The 15,618-nt window shown below is 38.5% G+C and carries 13 protein-coding genes and 1 pseudogene; 3 read left to right on the top strand and 11 right to left on the bottom strand.

Features of this window, described 5'->3' with window-relative positions:
• Window positions 1-26: 26 nt before the first annotated feature.
• On the bottom strand, window positions 27-4,139 hold the full coding sequence (locus tag AAV96_RS16265; protein WP_046740058.1) for a DUF11 domain-containing protein: 4,113 nt from the start codon (window positions 4,137-4,139) through the stop codon (window positions 27-29).
• 389 nt (window positions 4,140-4,528) lie between these two features.
• Between AAV96_RS16265 and AAV96_RS16260 the strand changes: the two genes are divergently transcribed.
• Window positions 4,529-5,725, top strand: coding sequence for an NAD(P)/FAD-dependent oxidoreductase (locus tag AAV96_RS16260; protein ID WP_046740057.1), 1,197 nt, complete (start codon window positions 4,529-4,531; stop codon window positions 5,723-5,725).
• Window positions 5,726-5,760: 35 nt separating this feature from the next.
• Here AAV96_RS16260 and AAV96_RS16255 read toward each other — a convergent pair whose 3' ends face one another.
• The 3 genes from AAV96_RS16255 to AAV96_RS16245 form a co-directional block, all read right to left on the bottom strand.
• Window positions 5,761-5,940, bottom strand: coding sequence for a hypothetical protein (locus AAV96_RS16255; protein ID WP_046740056.1), 180 nt, complete (start codon window positions 5,938-5,940; stop codon window positions 5,761-5,763).
• A gap of 256 nt (window positions 5,941-6,196) precedes the next feature.
• Window positions 6,197-7,759, bottom strand: coding sequence for a mechanosensitive ion channel (locus AAV96_RS16250; RefSeq protein WP_046740055.1), 1,563 nt, complete (start codon window positions 7,757-7,759; stop codon window positions 6,197-6,199).
• A 222-nt stretch (window positions 7,760-7,981) separates the two neighbouring features.
• Complete coding sequence (locus tag AAV96_RS16245; protein WP_034601857.1) at window positions 7,982-8,182, bottom strand: hypothetical protein; 201 nt, start codon at window positions 8,180-8,182, stop codon at window positions 7,982-7,984.
• A 206-nt stretch (window positions 8,183-8,388) separates the two neighbouring features.
• Here AAV96_RS16245 and AAV96_RS16240 point away from each other — a divergent pair, with 206 nt between their 5' ends.
• Complete coding sequence (locus AAV96_RS16240; RefSeq protein ID WP_005218098.1) at window positions 8,389-8,811, top strand: hypothetical protein; 423 nt, start codon at window positions 8,389-8,391, stop codon at window positions 8,809-8,811.
• A gap of 20 nt (window positions 8,812-8,831) precedes the next feature.
• Here AAV96_RS16240 and AAV96_RS16235 read toward each other — a convergent pair whose 3' ends face one another.
• Window positions 8,832-9,593, bottom strand: a complete 762-nt coding sequence (locus AAV96_RS16235) for a ferredoxin--NADP reductase (RefSeq protein WP_046740054.1) — start codon at window positions 9,591-9,593, stop codon at window positions 8,832-8,834.
• An 84-nt stretch (window positions 9,594-9,677) separates the two neighbouring features.
• Here AAV96_RS16235 and gigC point away from each other — a divergent pair, with 84 nt between their 5' ends.
• A complete protein-coding gene (gene gigC, locus AAV96_RS16230) occupies window positions 9,678-10,562 on the top strand; it encodes a LysR family transcriptional regulator GigC (protein WP_004663735.1) in 885 nt (294 codons plus the stop codon).
• A gap of 15 nt (window positions 10,563-10,577) precedes the next feature.
• Here gigC and AAV96_RS18585 read toward each other — a convergent pair.
• The 6 genes and pseudogenes from AAV96_RS18585 to nuoM all read right to left on the bottom strand — a co-directional run.
• Window positions 10,578-10,688, bottom strand: a pseudogene (locus AAV96_RS18585) (excalibur calcium-binding domain-containing protein); the annotation flags it as partial.
• 60 nt (window positions 10,689-10,748) lie between these two features.
• A complete protein-coding gene (locus AAV96_RS16225) occupies window positions 10,749-11,285 on the bottom strand; it encodes a cold-shock protein (protein ID WP_413772450.1) in 537 nt (178 codons plus the stop codon).
• A gap of 78 nt (window positions 11,286-11,363) precedes the next feature.
• Window positions 11,364-11,657: a cold shock domain-containing protein gene (locus AAV96_RS16220; RefSeq protein WP_004663739.1), complete on the bottom strand. Its 294-nt coding sequence runs from the start codon at window positions 11,655-11,657 to the stop codon at window positions 11,364-11,366.
• Window positions 11,658-11,775: 118 nt separating this feature from the next.
• On the bottom strand, window positions 11,776-12,411 hold the full coding sequence (gene upp, locus AAV96_RS16215) for a uracil phosphoribosyltransferase (protein WP_004663741.1): 636 nt from the start codon (window positions 12,409-12,411) through the stop codon (window positions 11,776-11,778).
• A 108-nt stretch (window positions 12,412-12,519) separates the two neighbouring features.
• Complete coding sequence (gene nuoN / locus AAV96_RS16210) at window positions 12,520-14,016, bottom strand: NADH-quinone oxidoreductase subunit NuoN (RefSeq protein ID WP_046740053.1); 1,497 nt, start codon at window positions 14,014-14,016, stop codon at window positions 12,520-12,522.
• Window positions 14,017-14,019: 3 nt separating this feature from the next.
• Window positions 14,020-15,618, bottom strand: a complete 1,599-nt coding sequence (gene nuoM / locus AAV96_RS16205; RefSeq protein ID WP_046740052.1) for an NADH-quinone oxidoreductase subunit M — start codon at window positions 15,616-15,618, stop codon at window positions 14,020-14,022.

Here is a 15,618-nt window from a genome sequence, read left to right as displayed (position 1 = left end):
TTTTTATCATTCAACCTAGATTTATATTATTGATTTACACAAAACCTCACTGTTCCTGTCGCTGCGGGATTTAATACGCCAGTTAAATTCCACTCCAATGCATCTCCGACATGATTGATATTACAACTATTACCATTCGGTGTTGAATTGCAACTCATACTACCGAAACTGGTGGCTATAGGTAGACTATCCTTAATTTTCACATTATTCAGCAGCTTCGTACTATTATTTTTATAGGTGATTTCATACTCTAAATGGTCGACCTTATTTGCTTGATTCATTACAGAAAATTGATTTTGATCAGCAGGCGTTGAAGGACAACTGGCAACTGCGCGTACCTTTTTAGTTAAGCTAAGACCCGCTTTACCAATCAATGTGACATCTTGTCGTTTAATTGATTGACCCGTAATTGTCTGTGTTGGATTTGCCAAGATCACACTATAACTTGCCTCTAAGGTCGAAACATGCTGTGCACCTGCCATGACATTTGTAGGTGAATGAACACGTTGAACCAAACAAATATCTGCATTGGGTTGTAATGTATATGGATTCGCTACGGTTGGATTAAATATGGTTTCACCACTATCCACACTCCCATTACAGTTCGTATCTTTATAAACCAAAGCTTGCCAAACTTGGTCATTACCACTGTTGGGTTGTTGGGTAGACAACTGATTGAACTGTGTGATTTGTACTGGAGCTTGTGAATTAAGACGATGCGGATAATCTGTGACGTCTCCAGAAGCTATGGTGTGTTGCCCATCTTCAGTCAGTACGATATTCAGATTTGCATCACCAAAATTATTATTTAGATAATTGGTTGCGGTTGTTTTAGGGAGTGAAATCGTATCCGTACTTCGGTTATAACTTCCGGTTGGACTCGCTCCGCTGACAGAACTATATTCGGACAAATTTGTTTGTACGATACAAAATGGATTGGTTAGAACGCTGTCCTCAACTTTAAAACTATATTCTCCATTACTATTACTGATCGTCACAAAATTAAGCTCAAGACCAGCACAATTAGCAAGTTTGAGACGACTCCCTGCAATGCCGATTTCATTTGCATCTTGTACGGCATTATAAGCATTACTCAAGATATTATTGGTCGTTCCGCCATTATCGTTAAAAATACGCCCTGTAATCAGGACCAGTTTTTTTCGACTATTGGTTAAAGTACAAATAATTGCAGCATCATCACTGTGAATCGTTAGCTTAAAGCCATTCAGAGCGATGTTGTTGCCTGTGCAAAGTAAACTACTATTATAATCTGCAGCTTCACCTTTACTAAATGACTCAAGAATCGTTGCAGTTTTACCAATCACATTCGGCATAAGCACAACAGGCGTTCCAGTGGTGCTATTTGCCCCTGTCTGATCAGCAACCGAAACTGCGGTGGTTACATTGGTATCCAAGCCAATACTATTCACGATTACACTATCACCAGCGACTGCGTTATCCCATTTTTTTATCAGTGTTAAAGTCGTGAGCGTATTGGTTAAGGTACATACAATTTCAGCGCCAGAAACGATACCACTTTTATTTAATGTAACTGTTGCATTGGTATAATTCGTAGTAACTGAACTGGCTGGCAATCCTGTGCAAACTGCATTGGTTAGACGGAAACCTGTTGGAATATTTGTTTCATTAATCACAGCATCTGTTGATGGATTTGGGGTAGTAAAATACTGTGTTTCCCCCACAGTTTCAGTATCTTGAACTGTAGTCGTAATTGAATGATTTGCGATACCATTATTGCCAGTAAAATCAAACTTACCCAACCCACCACGGCTAATTTTCTTAATAATTAAACTAGGCTTACTATTAATAAAAGTACACGTAATGTCAGCACCACCAGTAATTAAATAGGTGTACGGAATCGTGATTCTATCGGTACTGAAATTACCAAATGTACCAATGTTGCCTGTAATCAAACTATTTGAATCAATACAACTCGCAGATTTTAGTGCGTACCCCGTCGCAATCGATGACTCTCTAATAACAACATCTGTTGCATTACTCACTACCGTTAAAACAGGCGAAGTCCCCGTTCCAATATTGGGTGATCCTTGTAAACTTGTCGCAACATTACTGGAATTACTGGATAAATTAGTATTAGCAAAACCGAATGTTCCCGTTCCTCCCTGAGAAATTTTCTGAATCTTTACCGTTGGAATTTTGGTATTCACAAAGTTACAGTTTAAATTTGGATTATTGCTAATATCGGCTGCTGTTAGAGTATAAACCGATCCTGATTGGCTACCGACAGAGTTGCCCGCTGTGTTACGACAACTGGCACCTGTTAAACTCCATCCCCCGCCAGTAGGTAGACTACTTTCATTAATCGTTATGCTACCAGTTCCTGTGACGACAAAAGGTTGCACACCTGCCAGCGTCGTATCACCATCAACCTGATATTCCTCACCCTGAGTCAATGTTGTAATCGAACCCGAAGTTTGGCTTGTACCAGTCAAGGTAAAACCGAAAGTACCTAATCCACCTATTGTTGATTTTGTGAGGGTGATTAAAGCTTTTGCAATAGCAACTTGCACACTACTACTATTATCAGAAGGGAAAATTTCAGTGTTGGCAGCGGGTACATTGACTGTTGCAGTATTGGTTACAATCCCTGCTGAATTCGCTTTGGCTTGAACAACCAGCGTACAAGTTGCACCTTTAGGCCCACTAAATTGACCAGTTAGCGTATTGCCTGTAAAACTTGCATTACATGTGATTGCACCATTTGATTTGGTAGCACTCAACAAAGAGAGTGTATTGAAATTACTTGGTATTGCATCAGTGAAGTTTGCTCGACTCGTATCACTGACTGCATTTTCCCCCTTATTACTAATGACCAATTGATACTGAATGGTATCTCCTAAATTCATCGTCAATGAATCAGCTACAAAGCTTCCAGAAGTACCTATTCTTTGTTTCTTCTCTACTTTCAAATCCATATCTGTCGGCAGATCATCATCTTTAATTACATAGTTTGCAACACCGTTACCAGATGCTCCGCAATCATTTGATGACATAATATGAAAATCGTTACTTTGATTGATGGTTACATTAAATGTATCGTCAACCTCATTCACTAAATCATTAATAATTTCGACTGGAACCTCAAGAACATAAGGAGTGCCCGCACCGTAATTGCCTTGCGGTATTGTCTTGGTAAAAGTGTTTGCAACTCCACCATTAATTTTATAATCGACACCTAATTGAGCTGTGCCATCATTTACATTAAAGACCAATGAAATACCACCACTCGGTACATCACCGACCACAATAACCTTAAGTGGCTGCACAGTGCCGCCATTTTCAGGTACAACATAATTGGCTGAACTAAATTCAATAATCGGTTTTACAATAATTTGTATCGCATCTAAAAAATTTCCGCTGGTGCTTGTTCCCGAAGTCGACTGGAATCCCATCGGCACTTGTCCTGTTGCGCCTGTATAGGTAAATGTTCCACTGTAGTCTGCCCAACGTTTAATTGTAGAACCCGTTGTCGCCCCTACACCTGATCCAGAACCGCTAGAGACAGAACATGTACCCGACACACAACTTGTGACCTGCCCATCCCCAGTTTTACTTGTCGAGACCGTTGTGATCGTTTGAGTTCCAGCACGCAACAACATCGTATCGTCAGCAGTATTACGCCCATTATGGCTAAATTTCCAAGATACAGACTCACCATTCACTAAACAGATATTCTGAGAAACAGTAGAAACAGCATCTGCGTTTAATTCGACAAATTGATTGCCTTCCCGTGCTTTGATCGTGTTGGTGGGGGTTGTATTGGTACCATCAATATTTCTTGAGCCAGCCCACATTTCCATGAGTTGCCCTGAACCATTGGTTGAGATTGAGCATGTGCCACTAAAGCCCTCATTTCCATATGGGTGTGTGGTTAACCAACCAGGTACACGTGTACTACTTATATAAACACGACAAACATTGGTTCCAGTTGAAATGACTGGAGTTTCAAAACCTAAATTTAAATAACCACGCTGATAAGCAGCATTTGCAATCGAAATATTGAATATGCACAATAAAATGGCGATCGTGATTTTTGTAGAATAAGTACACTGTAATTTCAACAAATCAAATATTTGCAAAACCTTCATACCCACCATAACGCACCCCGACATTAAATGTGTAGTTTGGATTTGCAAGAAACGTGCTATTTAAAAAAAATAATAGAGAATACCGAGGTATACCCCATAATAAAATCAATGACACCGTCGCAAAAACAGAACTAAAAACAATTTAATTTTCTGAAAAACATCAAAGTTTAAACTTAAAAAGAGACTTTGCTCTCATTTGTATTCTACATCAGACTTTGTATGTTTTTTGTTAAGCCAATCATGATTTGCTAAAAAACTGGATCTATTTTGTATCTAATAATGTGTAAATTTTAGTAATGAATTTGCTTCATAAATCCGTATAACTTCGTAAATTGTGCGTACTAAACTTCGCTTAAATCTTTTATAATCGCTCGCTTTTCGTCTACCGAGTAATCCTCATGGTTCATCAAGTTGATGTTGTTGTTTTAGGTGCAGGTGCATCAGGCTTGATGTTGGCTGCAGAGGCTGGTAAACGTGGACGTTCCGTTGTCGTATTAGAAAAAGCCAATAAAGTAGGTAAAAAGATTCTAATGTCTGGTGGTGGTAAGTGTAATTTCACTAACTTAGATGTTGAACCATCAAATTATATTTCTGAAAATCCACACTTTGTTATTTCAGCGCTCACTCGTTACACCAACTGGGATTTTATTGGTTTGGTCTGCGAATATGGTATTGAATATGAAGAACGTAAACACGGTCAGCTCTTTACAATCAAAGGCGCAAAAGAAATCCTCGAACTTTTACTTGCAGAGTGCAATAAAGCGAAACGCGTTCAGATTCAGACCCATTGCGAAGTACAAAGCGTAACAGCACAAATAGATTCAAGTTTTATCATTGAAACCAATCAAGGCACTTATCACTGTGAATCTCTCGTTGTGGCGACGGGTGGCTTATCTATTCCAACACTAGGAGGCTCTGGTTTTGGATATGAACTAGCACAGCAGTTTGGACACCATATTTTTCCTACCCGTGCAGGTCTAGTCCCCTTCACCTTTTCAGACCATTTTAAAGAAGTCACAACGCGCTTAAGTGGTAATGCTTTAGATGCAACACTGGTGAATGATCGACATCAATTTACTGAAGCTTTGTTGTTTACTCATCGAGGTCTAAGTGGACCAAGTTCATTACAGCTCTCAAATTATTGGCATGTGGGTGAAAGCTTTAAAATTGATTTTTTCCCGAGCCAAGATTTAGTTCAATTCTTCAAGGAAAAGAAAAAGTCGCAACCCAAAGTTCTGCTCAGAACTTTGCTCAGTGAATTCACGGCGAAAAGTATCGTGCTTGAGTTACAACAACTAATTTGGGCGGAACAAAGTGAAACTGCGATTGGCAATTTTAGCGATTTACAACTAGAGCAAATTGCTGATCAATTGCACGCCTTTTCTGTTAAGCCATCTGGAACTGAAGGATATCGTACTGCTGAAGTCACATTAGGTGGTGTAGACACCAGCGAAGTTTCTTCAAAAACCATGGAAAGTAAAAAGCAGAAAGGCTTGTATTTTATCGGTGAAGTACTCGATGTAACAGGTCATTTGGGAGGATATAACTTCCAATGGGCATGGTCATCGGCTCAAGCAGCGGCTCAATTTGTTTAGTTTACTTAACAAATTAAGCCGATTGCTAAATAATACTAAGCATGATGATCTGAAGAGTTAGCGGCTTCTGTAGAAGATACTTTTTGAGTATTTTCAGTTGGTTTTTCTTTAGCTGTATTTGATTTCGCAACAACAAATTTGTACGCACTCGCCAAAAAACCTACAGTAATACCTGCAATAATAATCGGTGCAAATACGCGATTTGGCCTCTTCATTTCACTCTCCTCTATAGAATTTTTATTTAGAGACTATTGATACTTTATCTATAAATGAATTGCTTTTCAGGTCAAATTTTTGATTAATCCTATTAAACTACAGTTATATGTACCCTAAAACTCAGTTTTAGGTCTCGTTTTTCTAAAATATGCCCTAATCACGATATAGATAAAAACTCAATAATGCTTATACAAACAAAACGACCACCCTGCTTAGAGTGGTTGAATTGGTTCAAAAAATCAAAGATTTTTTTTTCTATTCATCTGAATAAGGTGGAGTCGGTGGTGTTATTGGTGGTACAGAATGACTTGGTGTGATTTCTTTATGTAACGGATTTGGTTGCTTAGCTTCATTTTTTGCCTTATCTAATAAATCTGTCAATAAGCGTTCTGCAGGTTGACGACCGCCTAAACCAAATGCCAAGGCAAAAGCAACTGCAACTGAACCAAGCGTCAAACCAAAAGCCAAATTCACAATTGAATCCGCAATACCCATGGCTTTTAGACCCATCGCAATCACTAAGCCCATAATTAAAATACGAACTAGGTTTGCTAACCAACGTGAACTATTGTATTCACCGCGTTGCACCACTTTAGCCACAACATTCGCGAGCCAAAATCCAATAACTAAAATTACAGCACCAAGTAAAATACTTGCACCAAACTGAATAAACATCGCAATCAGAACACTTACTTGCTCTAAGCCAAGACGGTTCGCAGCTTCAGAGATTGCAAACAACATGGTAAAAAATACAATCAAATAACCGATCACATCAGAAACACGTGTTTGCCCAAGGAATCGTTGCAAATCAAGCTTCATTGGAATTTCATCAATTCCTGCCCCTGAAATCAGTTCAGCGACTAAACGTCCAACAAAACGAGAAACAATATAGGCAACGATTAGAATTAAACCTGCTGCAATAATTTGTGGAATTGCATACATTATTTCATTCAACATCGCTGTTGCGGGTTGAGAAATCGCTTGGATTCCTAAAGCTTCAAATGCCACGATCAACGCTGTAATGACAATAATTGCAAACACAAATGAGCCTAAAAATTTCGATACATTTGAGTTTTTAAATAATCCTACTTTTTCAGCTTGAGTTTGTAGTCCCAAGCTATTACTTAATCCCTCAACAATACCACGCACAATTTTGGCGAGAATATAACCTACAAAAATGATCACACCCGCAATAAACAAATTAGGCAGATAAGCAATCGCTTCGTTTACCATGTTTTGTACGGGAATCAGCAGTCCTGTTAAACCTAAAATAGACAGCACAATTGGTAGAAATAGTAATAAAACCAACCAGTAAAAAATTTCTGCGATATTACTACTTAAAGCGTTAACACCAACTTCACTGCTTAGCTTCTCATCTAATTCTGTTCTAGATAATACGTTGGTCAATCCAGCACGTACCAAACGCGCCACAATCCAACCAATAAATCCTACTGCAACGGCTGCAAATAAGTTTGGTATATAAGCAAGTACTCGTCCTACCATATTGCTAAACGGGTCACTTACACCACTAATATTTAAAACATTGAGTGAGCCAACCACAGCGAGAATCATGACAAACCAAAACACCAATTTGGAAACCAAGTTTTCAATATTGGGTGTACGACCAGTTGCCGAAGATAACTTATGATTGGTATCAAGCTTTTGCAATAGCCGCTTTACACCTGCGGCAATGACTAAGGCAATAATCCAACCCACCAGTAAGATCACAATTGCTGCAAAAATTGGATGAAATTGATCCCAGTAATACATGGCATCAAATCCCCCTCGATGAGAGGGATCATTAAAAAATTCATTCATGCGAGTTATCCTTATATTGTATTTTTAAATCTTGATATAAATCACCCATCACTGTTCTATGTTGAAACACACAAACTATGAATGTTTATCACCTTAGTTTTTGTCGATTTTTCAATCAATCAACAGCATCACTAATACAACAAAAAGCACTCATAATTTTGCAAAAAAGCCCATTAGTTCACACTAATGAGCTTTTAGATAAATTGTTTTGGTCAAAGCCATTTAAGCATTCAGAAGTACAGACTGCAGATTTGACATCATCACTTGAGCAGTTGGATTTGCTGAATGATCGGCGATCATAAATACAAGCAACGCTATCAGAAAAATTCCAACTATTAATAACATATAGACTGGTAATTTCCTTTTACGTGCAATTTCTTCCTTACTTGCCACATGAGGTTGTGGCTTACTAAAATCATGCATCATAGCAGCCCTCATCCTTTTATTTGTTAGGCTTTTATCTTAGCAATACTCAATGTTGCATTGTGTGAAAAAGCTTCGGACTATCGTTGCGGTGTTTGCAGAACTCTACTTTTTTTATTTATTTTTTTGTTTAAAATATAGTCGGTTTTAGAATACGCTAAAAATAAGCTATACTAGTCGGCTTCGTTTCTCATATGTTTTGCTTTATGTCCTATAGTCAACAAAGTGTTTCTCTTGATTTAGACACGGATGTTACTCATCAATGTTTTTTACATCACACACGTGATGAACATTTAATAGGAATTATTGAGTTTAATAAGCCAAGCTATATCTTAAAGTGGGGAGATTTAGAATACTTCCGTCGTCGTACTGAAGAATTCTCCGTCATGCCTTTACCTGATTGTGTAAATGCAATGATTATCGATATTCGAAATGTACAACCTTTTTTAGACAATGAAGTGCCTATTTTACCTTGGCGCTTACTCGAAGAAGATTGCCCTGTTCGCCTTGTTGTTCCTCAAGACCGTTTAGAACATTATATTGGTATTTTTGAACCGACATGGCTGACCACTGATGTCGATACTGCAATTCAAGAAATCCGTGAATTTATGGATATGTTTGTACATTAAGACATATCCATACCATACAACTACCAATAATTCTCTACTGCAATATTACCTTCACCACGACGATTCATCGTTAAACCTCGTTGTTTTAGAGCCTCTTTTGTATCTTCAACCATCTGAGGATTACCACACAACATCACATGACTACTTGCAGGGTTCAAAGCTAATCCTGCTGCTTTTTCTAATTCACCATTACCAATTAAAATTGGGAGTCGATCATGTAATGCGGCTTGGGGATCACGGGTAACAATTGGAATGAATTTAAATCCAGAATGCCCTTCACCAAATGATGCAGCGATTTCTTCAATACGTTCCACATAAGCCAACTCGGACTCTGTACGAACGCTATAAACTAGATGAATATGTTTATATTTATTCCAAGTTTCAAAGTCTTGTAACATGCATAGAAATGGTGCAAGTCCAGTACCAGTCCCCAATAGCCAAAGATCTTGTGGTAAAGGTTGTTGATACCTTGCCAAAGTCAAATAACCATAAGATATTTTATCTAAATAAAGTTCATCACCGACTTTAAGGTGTTGCAAATTTGACGTAAATGCACCATCGGGAACAACAATCGAAAAGAATTCTAAAGTTTCATCAAAGGGCGAAGAAACAACAGAATAAGCTCTTACAACTAACTCACCATCAACCATTAAACCAATTCGCGCAAACTGCCCTGCTGTAAATTTAAAATGAGCAGGTCGAGTCATGGTGAAACTAAAAAGATTGTGAGCCCAACGATGAACAGATAGAACTTTTTCTACGCTAAATTTTTCAATTGACATGATTTGAACGTGGCACGAAACAGTAGGCTCATGTTAGCATGATCGAATAATTGATGGATACTCAAAACATTAAGGCTATTTAACATGCGCATGACCTTACGCCAATTGGCTGTTTTCGTGGCGGTTGCACAAGAAGGAACTGTAACCAAAGCGAGTGACGCTGTCAGACTGACACAAAGTGCAGCAAGTATGGCTTTAGCTGATTTAGAAGATGGCTTAGGTGCGCCTTTATTTGACCGTTTAGGCAAGCGTTTACAACTGAATGATTTGGGGCGTTTTTTATTGCCTCAAGCTTTAGAAATTTTAGGTCGCTGCGAATCGTTTGAACAAGCCGCTAAAGGTGAACTGCAAAGCATTGATTTGCGTTTAGGTGCAACCTTAACGATCAGTGATTATTTAATGCCTGATCTGATGGCTGAATTTTTACAGCATCATCCTCAAGCCCACCTTCAATTACAAGTCGGCAATACTCGCCAGATGATTGAAGCAGTGAATCAATTTCAGCTTGATTTAGCCTTGATCGAAGGTTCTTGTCATTTGCCTCAATTACAATGTATTCATTGGCGAGATGATGAACTTGCTGTTTGCTGTGCGCCTGATCATCCTCTAGCAAAGTTAGATCGCCCAATTACACCAGCAGATTTCCATGAGGTTGAATGGATTTTACGTGAAGAAGGCTCAGGCACACGTGAAGTTTTTGACAATGCGATTTTACAAGATCTACCAGATGCCAATATCCGTTTAACCCTCGGCCATAACGAAGCAATTTTAAAAATTGTTGCTGGTGGTTTGGGCATGTCTTGTGTTTCAAGACTCGCGATCGAACCGCTGGAGGAGAAAGGTCAACTGGTTATTCTTAATACACCTTATTGGCAATTAACTCGCCCATTGTACATGTTAGTGCATCGTCAAAAATACCAAGGTCCTGGACTCAAAGCCTTTTTACATTTTTGTGAAGATCAGGTTTAAGCCTGATCTTTTATTTTAATGTCTAAATTGGTGCTCACATGGTTCACCATCATTATTTCCATCCATTTTCACATTTGGACAATTTCTTAAAAAGAAGACAGCCTCTTCATACGAACGCATTTGAGAACAGTGAGTTCGTCCATCACAACTAAATTGGGTTTGCGCGGTGGCAGGTTGCTGTTCTAATCATTTTTGATCATGGTGTACTGGTGGTATTGCTTTTAAAGCTTGCTCCGTTTTTTCAGATAACTGTACTTCAGTTAAATCACCCAATGCCTGTCTTTGGGCAATCACTATTTTCTTTTGCTCTTCGATCAACTGAGCTGCTTTTAATTTTTGTGACTGTTGATAAGACTGATATTTTTTAAAGACCAGAACTGCTAAAACCGCAATAATCATTAAACCAATGACCGTAACGATCATTCTCTTTTTAGAACTAGATTGAGGATTATTTGGTAAAATTGCATTAGAAGAGATCTCAGAATTAGAGGCAAAATGACTAGAAGAATGAGAGCTCTTTAAATCTAACCGAACAATATTTGCTGCTTTAAATTTATCTTTATCTTGCACAATAAGAAATTTAAGTAATTCGCCAACTTTTGGCTCACCGCCTGCTTTGGGAAAATCGGTAATATGAAAGAAGATATCTGCCCGCCCTTCAAGCGCTATAAAGCCAAATCCTCTTTCTGAATTATATTTTTTAATTTTACCTTCAACAAACATATTTTTCTTTTCTCATTTGCAGAGCTTAATAGATCAATATGGAGATCAAAAAATTCTCTCCATATTTTATCTAGATGATTAACGTCGAAAGTTTGATAACAATTCTGATGTAATCGATTCATTATGAGCCAATATTTTATTTTTTTTAGTTTTTGCAGGATTCGGATCTACTCGTTCAATTTGTACTGCTTTAAATTTTCCATTATTTTCTAGGGCTACAAATTTTACTTTTTCATTTCGTTTCGGCTCACCTTCCGATGCAGGAAAATCTGAAATATGAAAAAAGATCTCGCCTTCAGCAGTTGCAATAAAACCAAACCCTTTGTCTGGATTATATTGTTTAACTTTTCCCTGATAAAATTCTTTTTTCATGACATTCACCTAATTTTGCAAGTACCGTATTTCAGTATATAAAAAAAGAGACTTTAAATCCTCCCCTGAAAACCTTACGGTTGGATTAAGTCTCTGTTTTAAGCATATTTTCAAAAAATTAATCTTTTTGAACACTACCAAATATCTTATCACCCGCATCACCAAGACCTGGAACGATATAGCCATCCTCATTCAGACCTTGATCAATTGATGCTGTATAGATACGTACGTCAGGGTGCGCAGCTTCTACTTTTGCAACACCTTCAGGTGCAGCAACCAAAACCATAACACGTATATCTTTACAACCACTTGCTTTAAGCACATCAATTGCAGCAATAAGTGAATTACCCGTCGCCAGCATTGGATCAATAATCATCGCTAAGCGATTAGCAACATCAGGTACTAATTTTTTATAGTAAGTACGAACCTCTAAAGTCGCCTCATCACGCTCTAAACCTAAGACACTGACTTTGGCACTTGGGATCAAGCTCAGTACGCCTTCAAGCATACCAATTCCAGCACGTAGAATCGGTACAATTGTAATCTTCTTACCTGCAATACGTTGAGTCGAAACTTTACCTGCCCAACCATCAATTTCATGATCGACAACAGGAAGATCCTTAGTTGCTTCATAAGTGAGTAACATCGTGACTTCTTGCGCCAATTCACGGAAGTTCTTTGTGCTAATGTCTGAACGGCGTAATAAACCAAGTTTATGACGAATAAGCGGATGGCGAATTTCTTGAATCGACACGAGTGAGTACCTAACTAATATTAATCTTTGAGTATTATAGAGTGTTTTTTTACTCTTCATTAAAAAAAGCCCCCAAATTTTGGAGGCTTTTTTGTACAAATCAAATCATTATTGTTGTTGAGACAACATGAAATGCAATGGAGAAAGAATTTCTGACTTCAATGCTAAATTGATCATTGGATCTGGGTAGATACCGAGTAATAATACAAGCAATGCTGCACCGAGTACCATGATACCACCAACTTTAGTTCCCCAATGTGCGTCAGCATCAATACGAGGTGTTTCTGGTGGTGTCATATACATTACGATCATCACGCGTAAGTAGTAATATAAGCCAATACCACTTCCGACAACGACCATTGCAGCCAAGAACCAATGTTGAGTTGTTACAGCAGCCATTACCACAAGGAATTTACCAATAAAACCTGCAGTTAATGGAATCCCTGCTAATGACAACATCATCACGGTCAATGTTGCAGTCAAGATCGGACGACGCCAGAACAAACCACGGTAGTCTGCAAGACTTTGTGCTTCATCAACGTTGTTATATGGACTAGACATTAACGCAACTGCACCAAATGCACCGATTGTTGTAAATACATAAGTAATCACATAAACCGTTACACTGCCTAAACTTGCATAAGTCATACTAATCAAAGCAATCAACAAGTAACCAAAGTGTGCAATTGATGAATAACCAAGGATGCGTTTTAAGTTAACTTGACGTACTGCAAGTAAGTTACCGACCAAAATTGATAACACAGCAATGACTGTCAAAACAGTCACTATTGATTCAACTAAGATTGCACCAGAACTTAATAAGTAACGTACAAATAAACCAATCGTTGCAACTTTGGCAGCCGTTGCTAAGAATGTCGCCATAGGTGCTGGTGCACCTGCATACACATCAGGCGTCCATTTATGGAATGGTGCAAGTGAAAGCTTAAATGCAACAGCAAAGATAATGAGACCTAGACCTAATAGCACCATTGGTTGCTTGATCGCAGTCATCAAAGCTTGAACAGAGTCATAGAATGACAATGAGCCTGTATATGCATAGATATATGCCATACCCATCAACAACATCGCAGATGCAGTTGCTGAAAGTACAAGATACTTAATTCCCGCTTCTAAAGATTGGCTACGTTGATGCGTGTAAGCCAACATACCATACACAGGAATTGACATTAACTCTAAGCTAATGAAGAAAGAAGCATAATGAGAACTTGCAACCAATAACATTGCACCTGCTACAGAACAAAGTAACAAGATATAAAGTTCTTCACGATTATCTTTATACGTTTCAATGTAGGCATGTGAAAGCGTACTACAAGCCAAAGCAGCAATCAAAATCAGGAATTGGTAGAGCATGGTAAATGGATCAACCATAAACATGCCCATCACGTTCGCAGGAACAAAGTGCCCACTAAACATGGTATATGCAATTAGAATTGCAGAAAGGTTTAGACCCACAACTGTCGTTGTTGCAATCAGATTATGATTACGTTTAATCGCAATCAATAACATCACAACAACTGCAGTCAATGCCACAATCATCGCTGGGGCAAGTGGCATAAGCTCAGAAAAAGAAAGTGTGAAGTTCATGGTTTATCGCATCTCCACTTGTTCAAGTTGAGTCGCAGTCTGCTGAACAGTTTCGACAACTTCTTGTACTGGCATATAACTATTGACTAACCACTGCATACTTGAATGTGACATATCCAAGAATGTCTGTGGGTAAAGTCCTAACCAAAGTAAACCAATCACACAGATCATCAAAATACTAACTTCACGTACTGATAAATCTTTCAGTGGACTCTTGTAGTGTTGCTTTTGTTCAGCATTTGGTTCACCAAAAAGTGCTTTGTGAATCAGAATCAGACCGTAAAGACCTGCAAATACTAAACTTACTGCAGCAATGATGGTGAAGGCTGGATAAGCTTTAAATGAACCCATAAGAATTAAGAATTCACCAATAAAGTTACCTAGACCAGGTACACCGACAAGCGCTGCAACAAAGAACATCAGGAAAAATGGCAAGTATTGCAGTTGGCCACGAAGACCACCCATTAAACGTAAATCACGGGTATGTAAACGTTCATACACTTGACCAGACATAATGAACAATGCAGCAGATGACAAGCCATGTGCCAACATCATGATCATCAGACCTTGGAAAGTTAGAATATTACCTGCGTAGATTGCAAGTAAAATGAAACCCATGTGTGAAATAGACGTATACGCAAGCAGACGTTTCATGTCTGTTTGTTGGTAAGCTAAGAATGCACCGTAGAAAATACCAATTAAACCCAAAATGATTGCAATATCAGCAAACTGAGCTGACGCTGCTGGGAAGAATGGAATGACGAAACGAAGTAGACCGTACGCTGCTGTCTTAATCAAAATACCAGCCAAGTCCACAGAACCCGCTGTTGGTGCTTGTGCATGCGCATCAGGTAACCAACCGTGTAATGGGAATACAGGTAATTTAACTGCAAAACCAACAAAGAAACACAACATAAATGCATATGCAACTTCTGGTGGTAAGTGGTTTGCAACAGCCAATAAGTAGCTGTAATCAAAACCAATCATACCTGTCATCATATATCCATAGACCACTAAGCCTAAGATACCGATTAACATGATCAAACCAGCAATTTGTGTATATAAAAAGAATTTAGTTGCAGCATAAACACGTGAACGACCATTTGATCCTGAGTGTCCCCATAACGCAATCAAGAAATAGATTGGTACAAGCATCATCTCCCAGAAGAAGAAGAACAAGAATAAGTCAATTGCAAGGAATACACCGATGACCCCACCTAAACTCCAAAGGAGGTTTAAGTGGAAGAAACCAACATTCTTTTGAATTTCACCCCATGAACAACCAACAGCAAGCACACCAAGTAACGCTGTAAGTAAAACCATGAGTAGAGATAAACCATCCACAGCCAAGTGAATGCTGATCCCTAAAGTCTGAATCCATGGGAGATGGAATTCAGCAGCCCAAGTTGGGACTTTACCGCCCAACTCGTAGCTATATGTACCAGTTTGCCATAGTGCAATACCCAAACCAAAGGTAATGAGCATACCAATCAAGGCAATCCAGCGTGGCAAATGTTGGTCAAATTTATCAACCAACCAACAAATAAAACCAGCAATGAAAGGAACTAAAATCAGTGCGGGTAAAATTAAATTGTTTTCCAT

Origin of the sequence: Acinetobacter sp. AG1, assembly GCF_001005525.1 — a bacterium.
GTDB classification, from domain to species: Bacteria; Pseudomonadota; Gammaproteobacteria; order Pseudomonadales; family Moraxellaceae; genus Acinetobacter; species Acinetobacter modestus.
The sequence above is the reverse complement of the archived record's forward strand: the minus strand, read 5'-3'. Positions and strand labels throughout refer to the sequence as shown.

Bases quoted from the DNA above. Each gene is read 5' to 3' on its own strand.
- AAV96_RS16265 (WP_046740058.1), bottom strand. From the start codon at position 4,139: ATGGTGGGTATGAAGGTTTTGCAAATATTTGATTTGTTGAAATTACAG.
- AAV96_RS16245 (WP_034601857.1), bottom strand. From the start codon at position 8,182: ATGCATGATTTTAGTAAGCCACAACCTCATGTGGCAAGTAAGGAAGAA.
- nuoN (WP_046740053.1), bottom strand. From the start codon at position 14,016: ATGAACTTCACACTTTCTTTTTCTGAGCTTATGCCACTTGCCCCAGCG.
- AAV96_RS16255 (WP_046740056.1), bottom strand. From the start codon at position 5,940: ATGAAGAGGCCAAATCGCGTATTTGCACCGATTATTATTGCAGGTATT.
- AAV96_RS16220 (WP_004663739.1), bottom strand. From the start codon at position 11,657: ATGAAAAAAGAATTTTATCAGGGAAAAGTTAAACAATATAATCCAGAC.
- AAV96_RS16225 (WP_413772450.1), bottom strand. From the start codon at position 11,285: ATGTTTGTTGAAGGTAAAATTAAAAAATATAATTCAGAAAGAGGATTT.
- AAV96_RS16240 (WP_005218098.1), top strand. From the start codon at position 8,389: ATGTCCTATAGTCAACAAAGTGTTTCTCTTGATTTAGACACGGATGTT.
- gigC (WP_004663735.1), top strand. From the start codon at position 9,678: ATGCGCATGACCTTACGCCAATTGGCTGTTTTCGTGGCGGTTGCACAA.
- AAV96_RS16250 (WP_046740055.1), bottom strand. From the start codon at position 7,759: ATGAATGAATTTTTTAATGATCCCTCTCATCGAGGGGGATTTGATGCC.
- nuoM (WP_046740052.1), bottom strand. From the start codon at position 15,618: ATGGAAAACAATTTAATTTTACCCGCACTGATTTTAGTTCCTTTCATT.
- AAV96_RS16235 (WP_046740054.1), bottom strand. From the start codon at position 9,593: ATGTCAATTGAAAAATTTAGCGTAGAAAAAGTTCTATCTGTTCATCGT.
- AAV96_RS16260 (WP_046740057.1), top strand. From the start codon at position 4,529: ATGGTTCATCAAGTTGATGTTGTTGTTTTAGGTGCAGGTGCATCAGGC.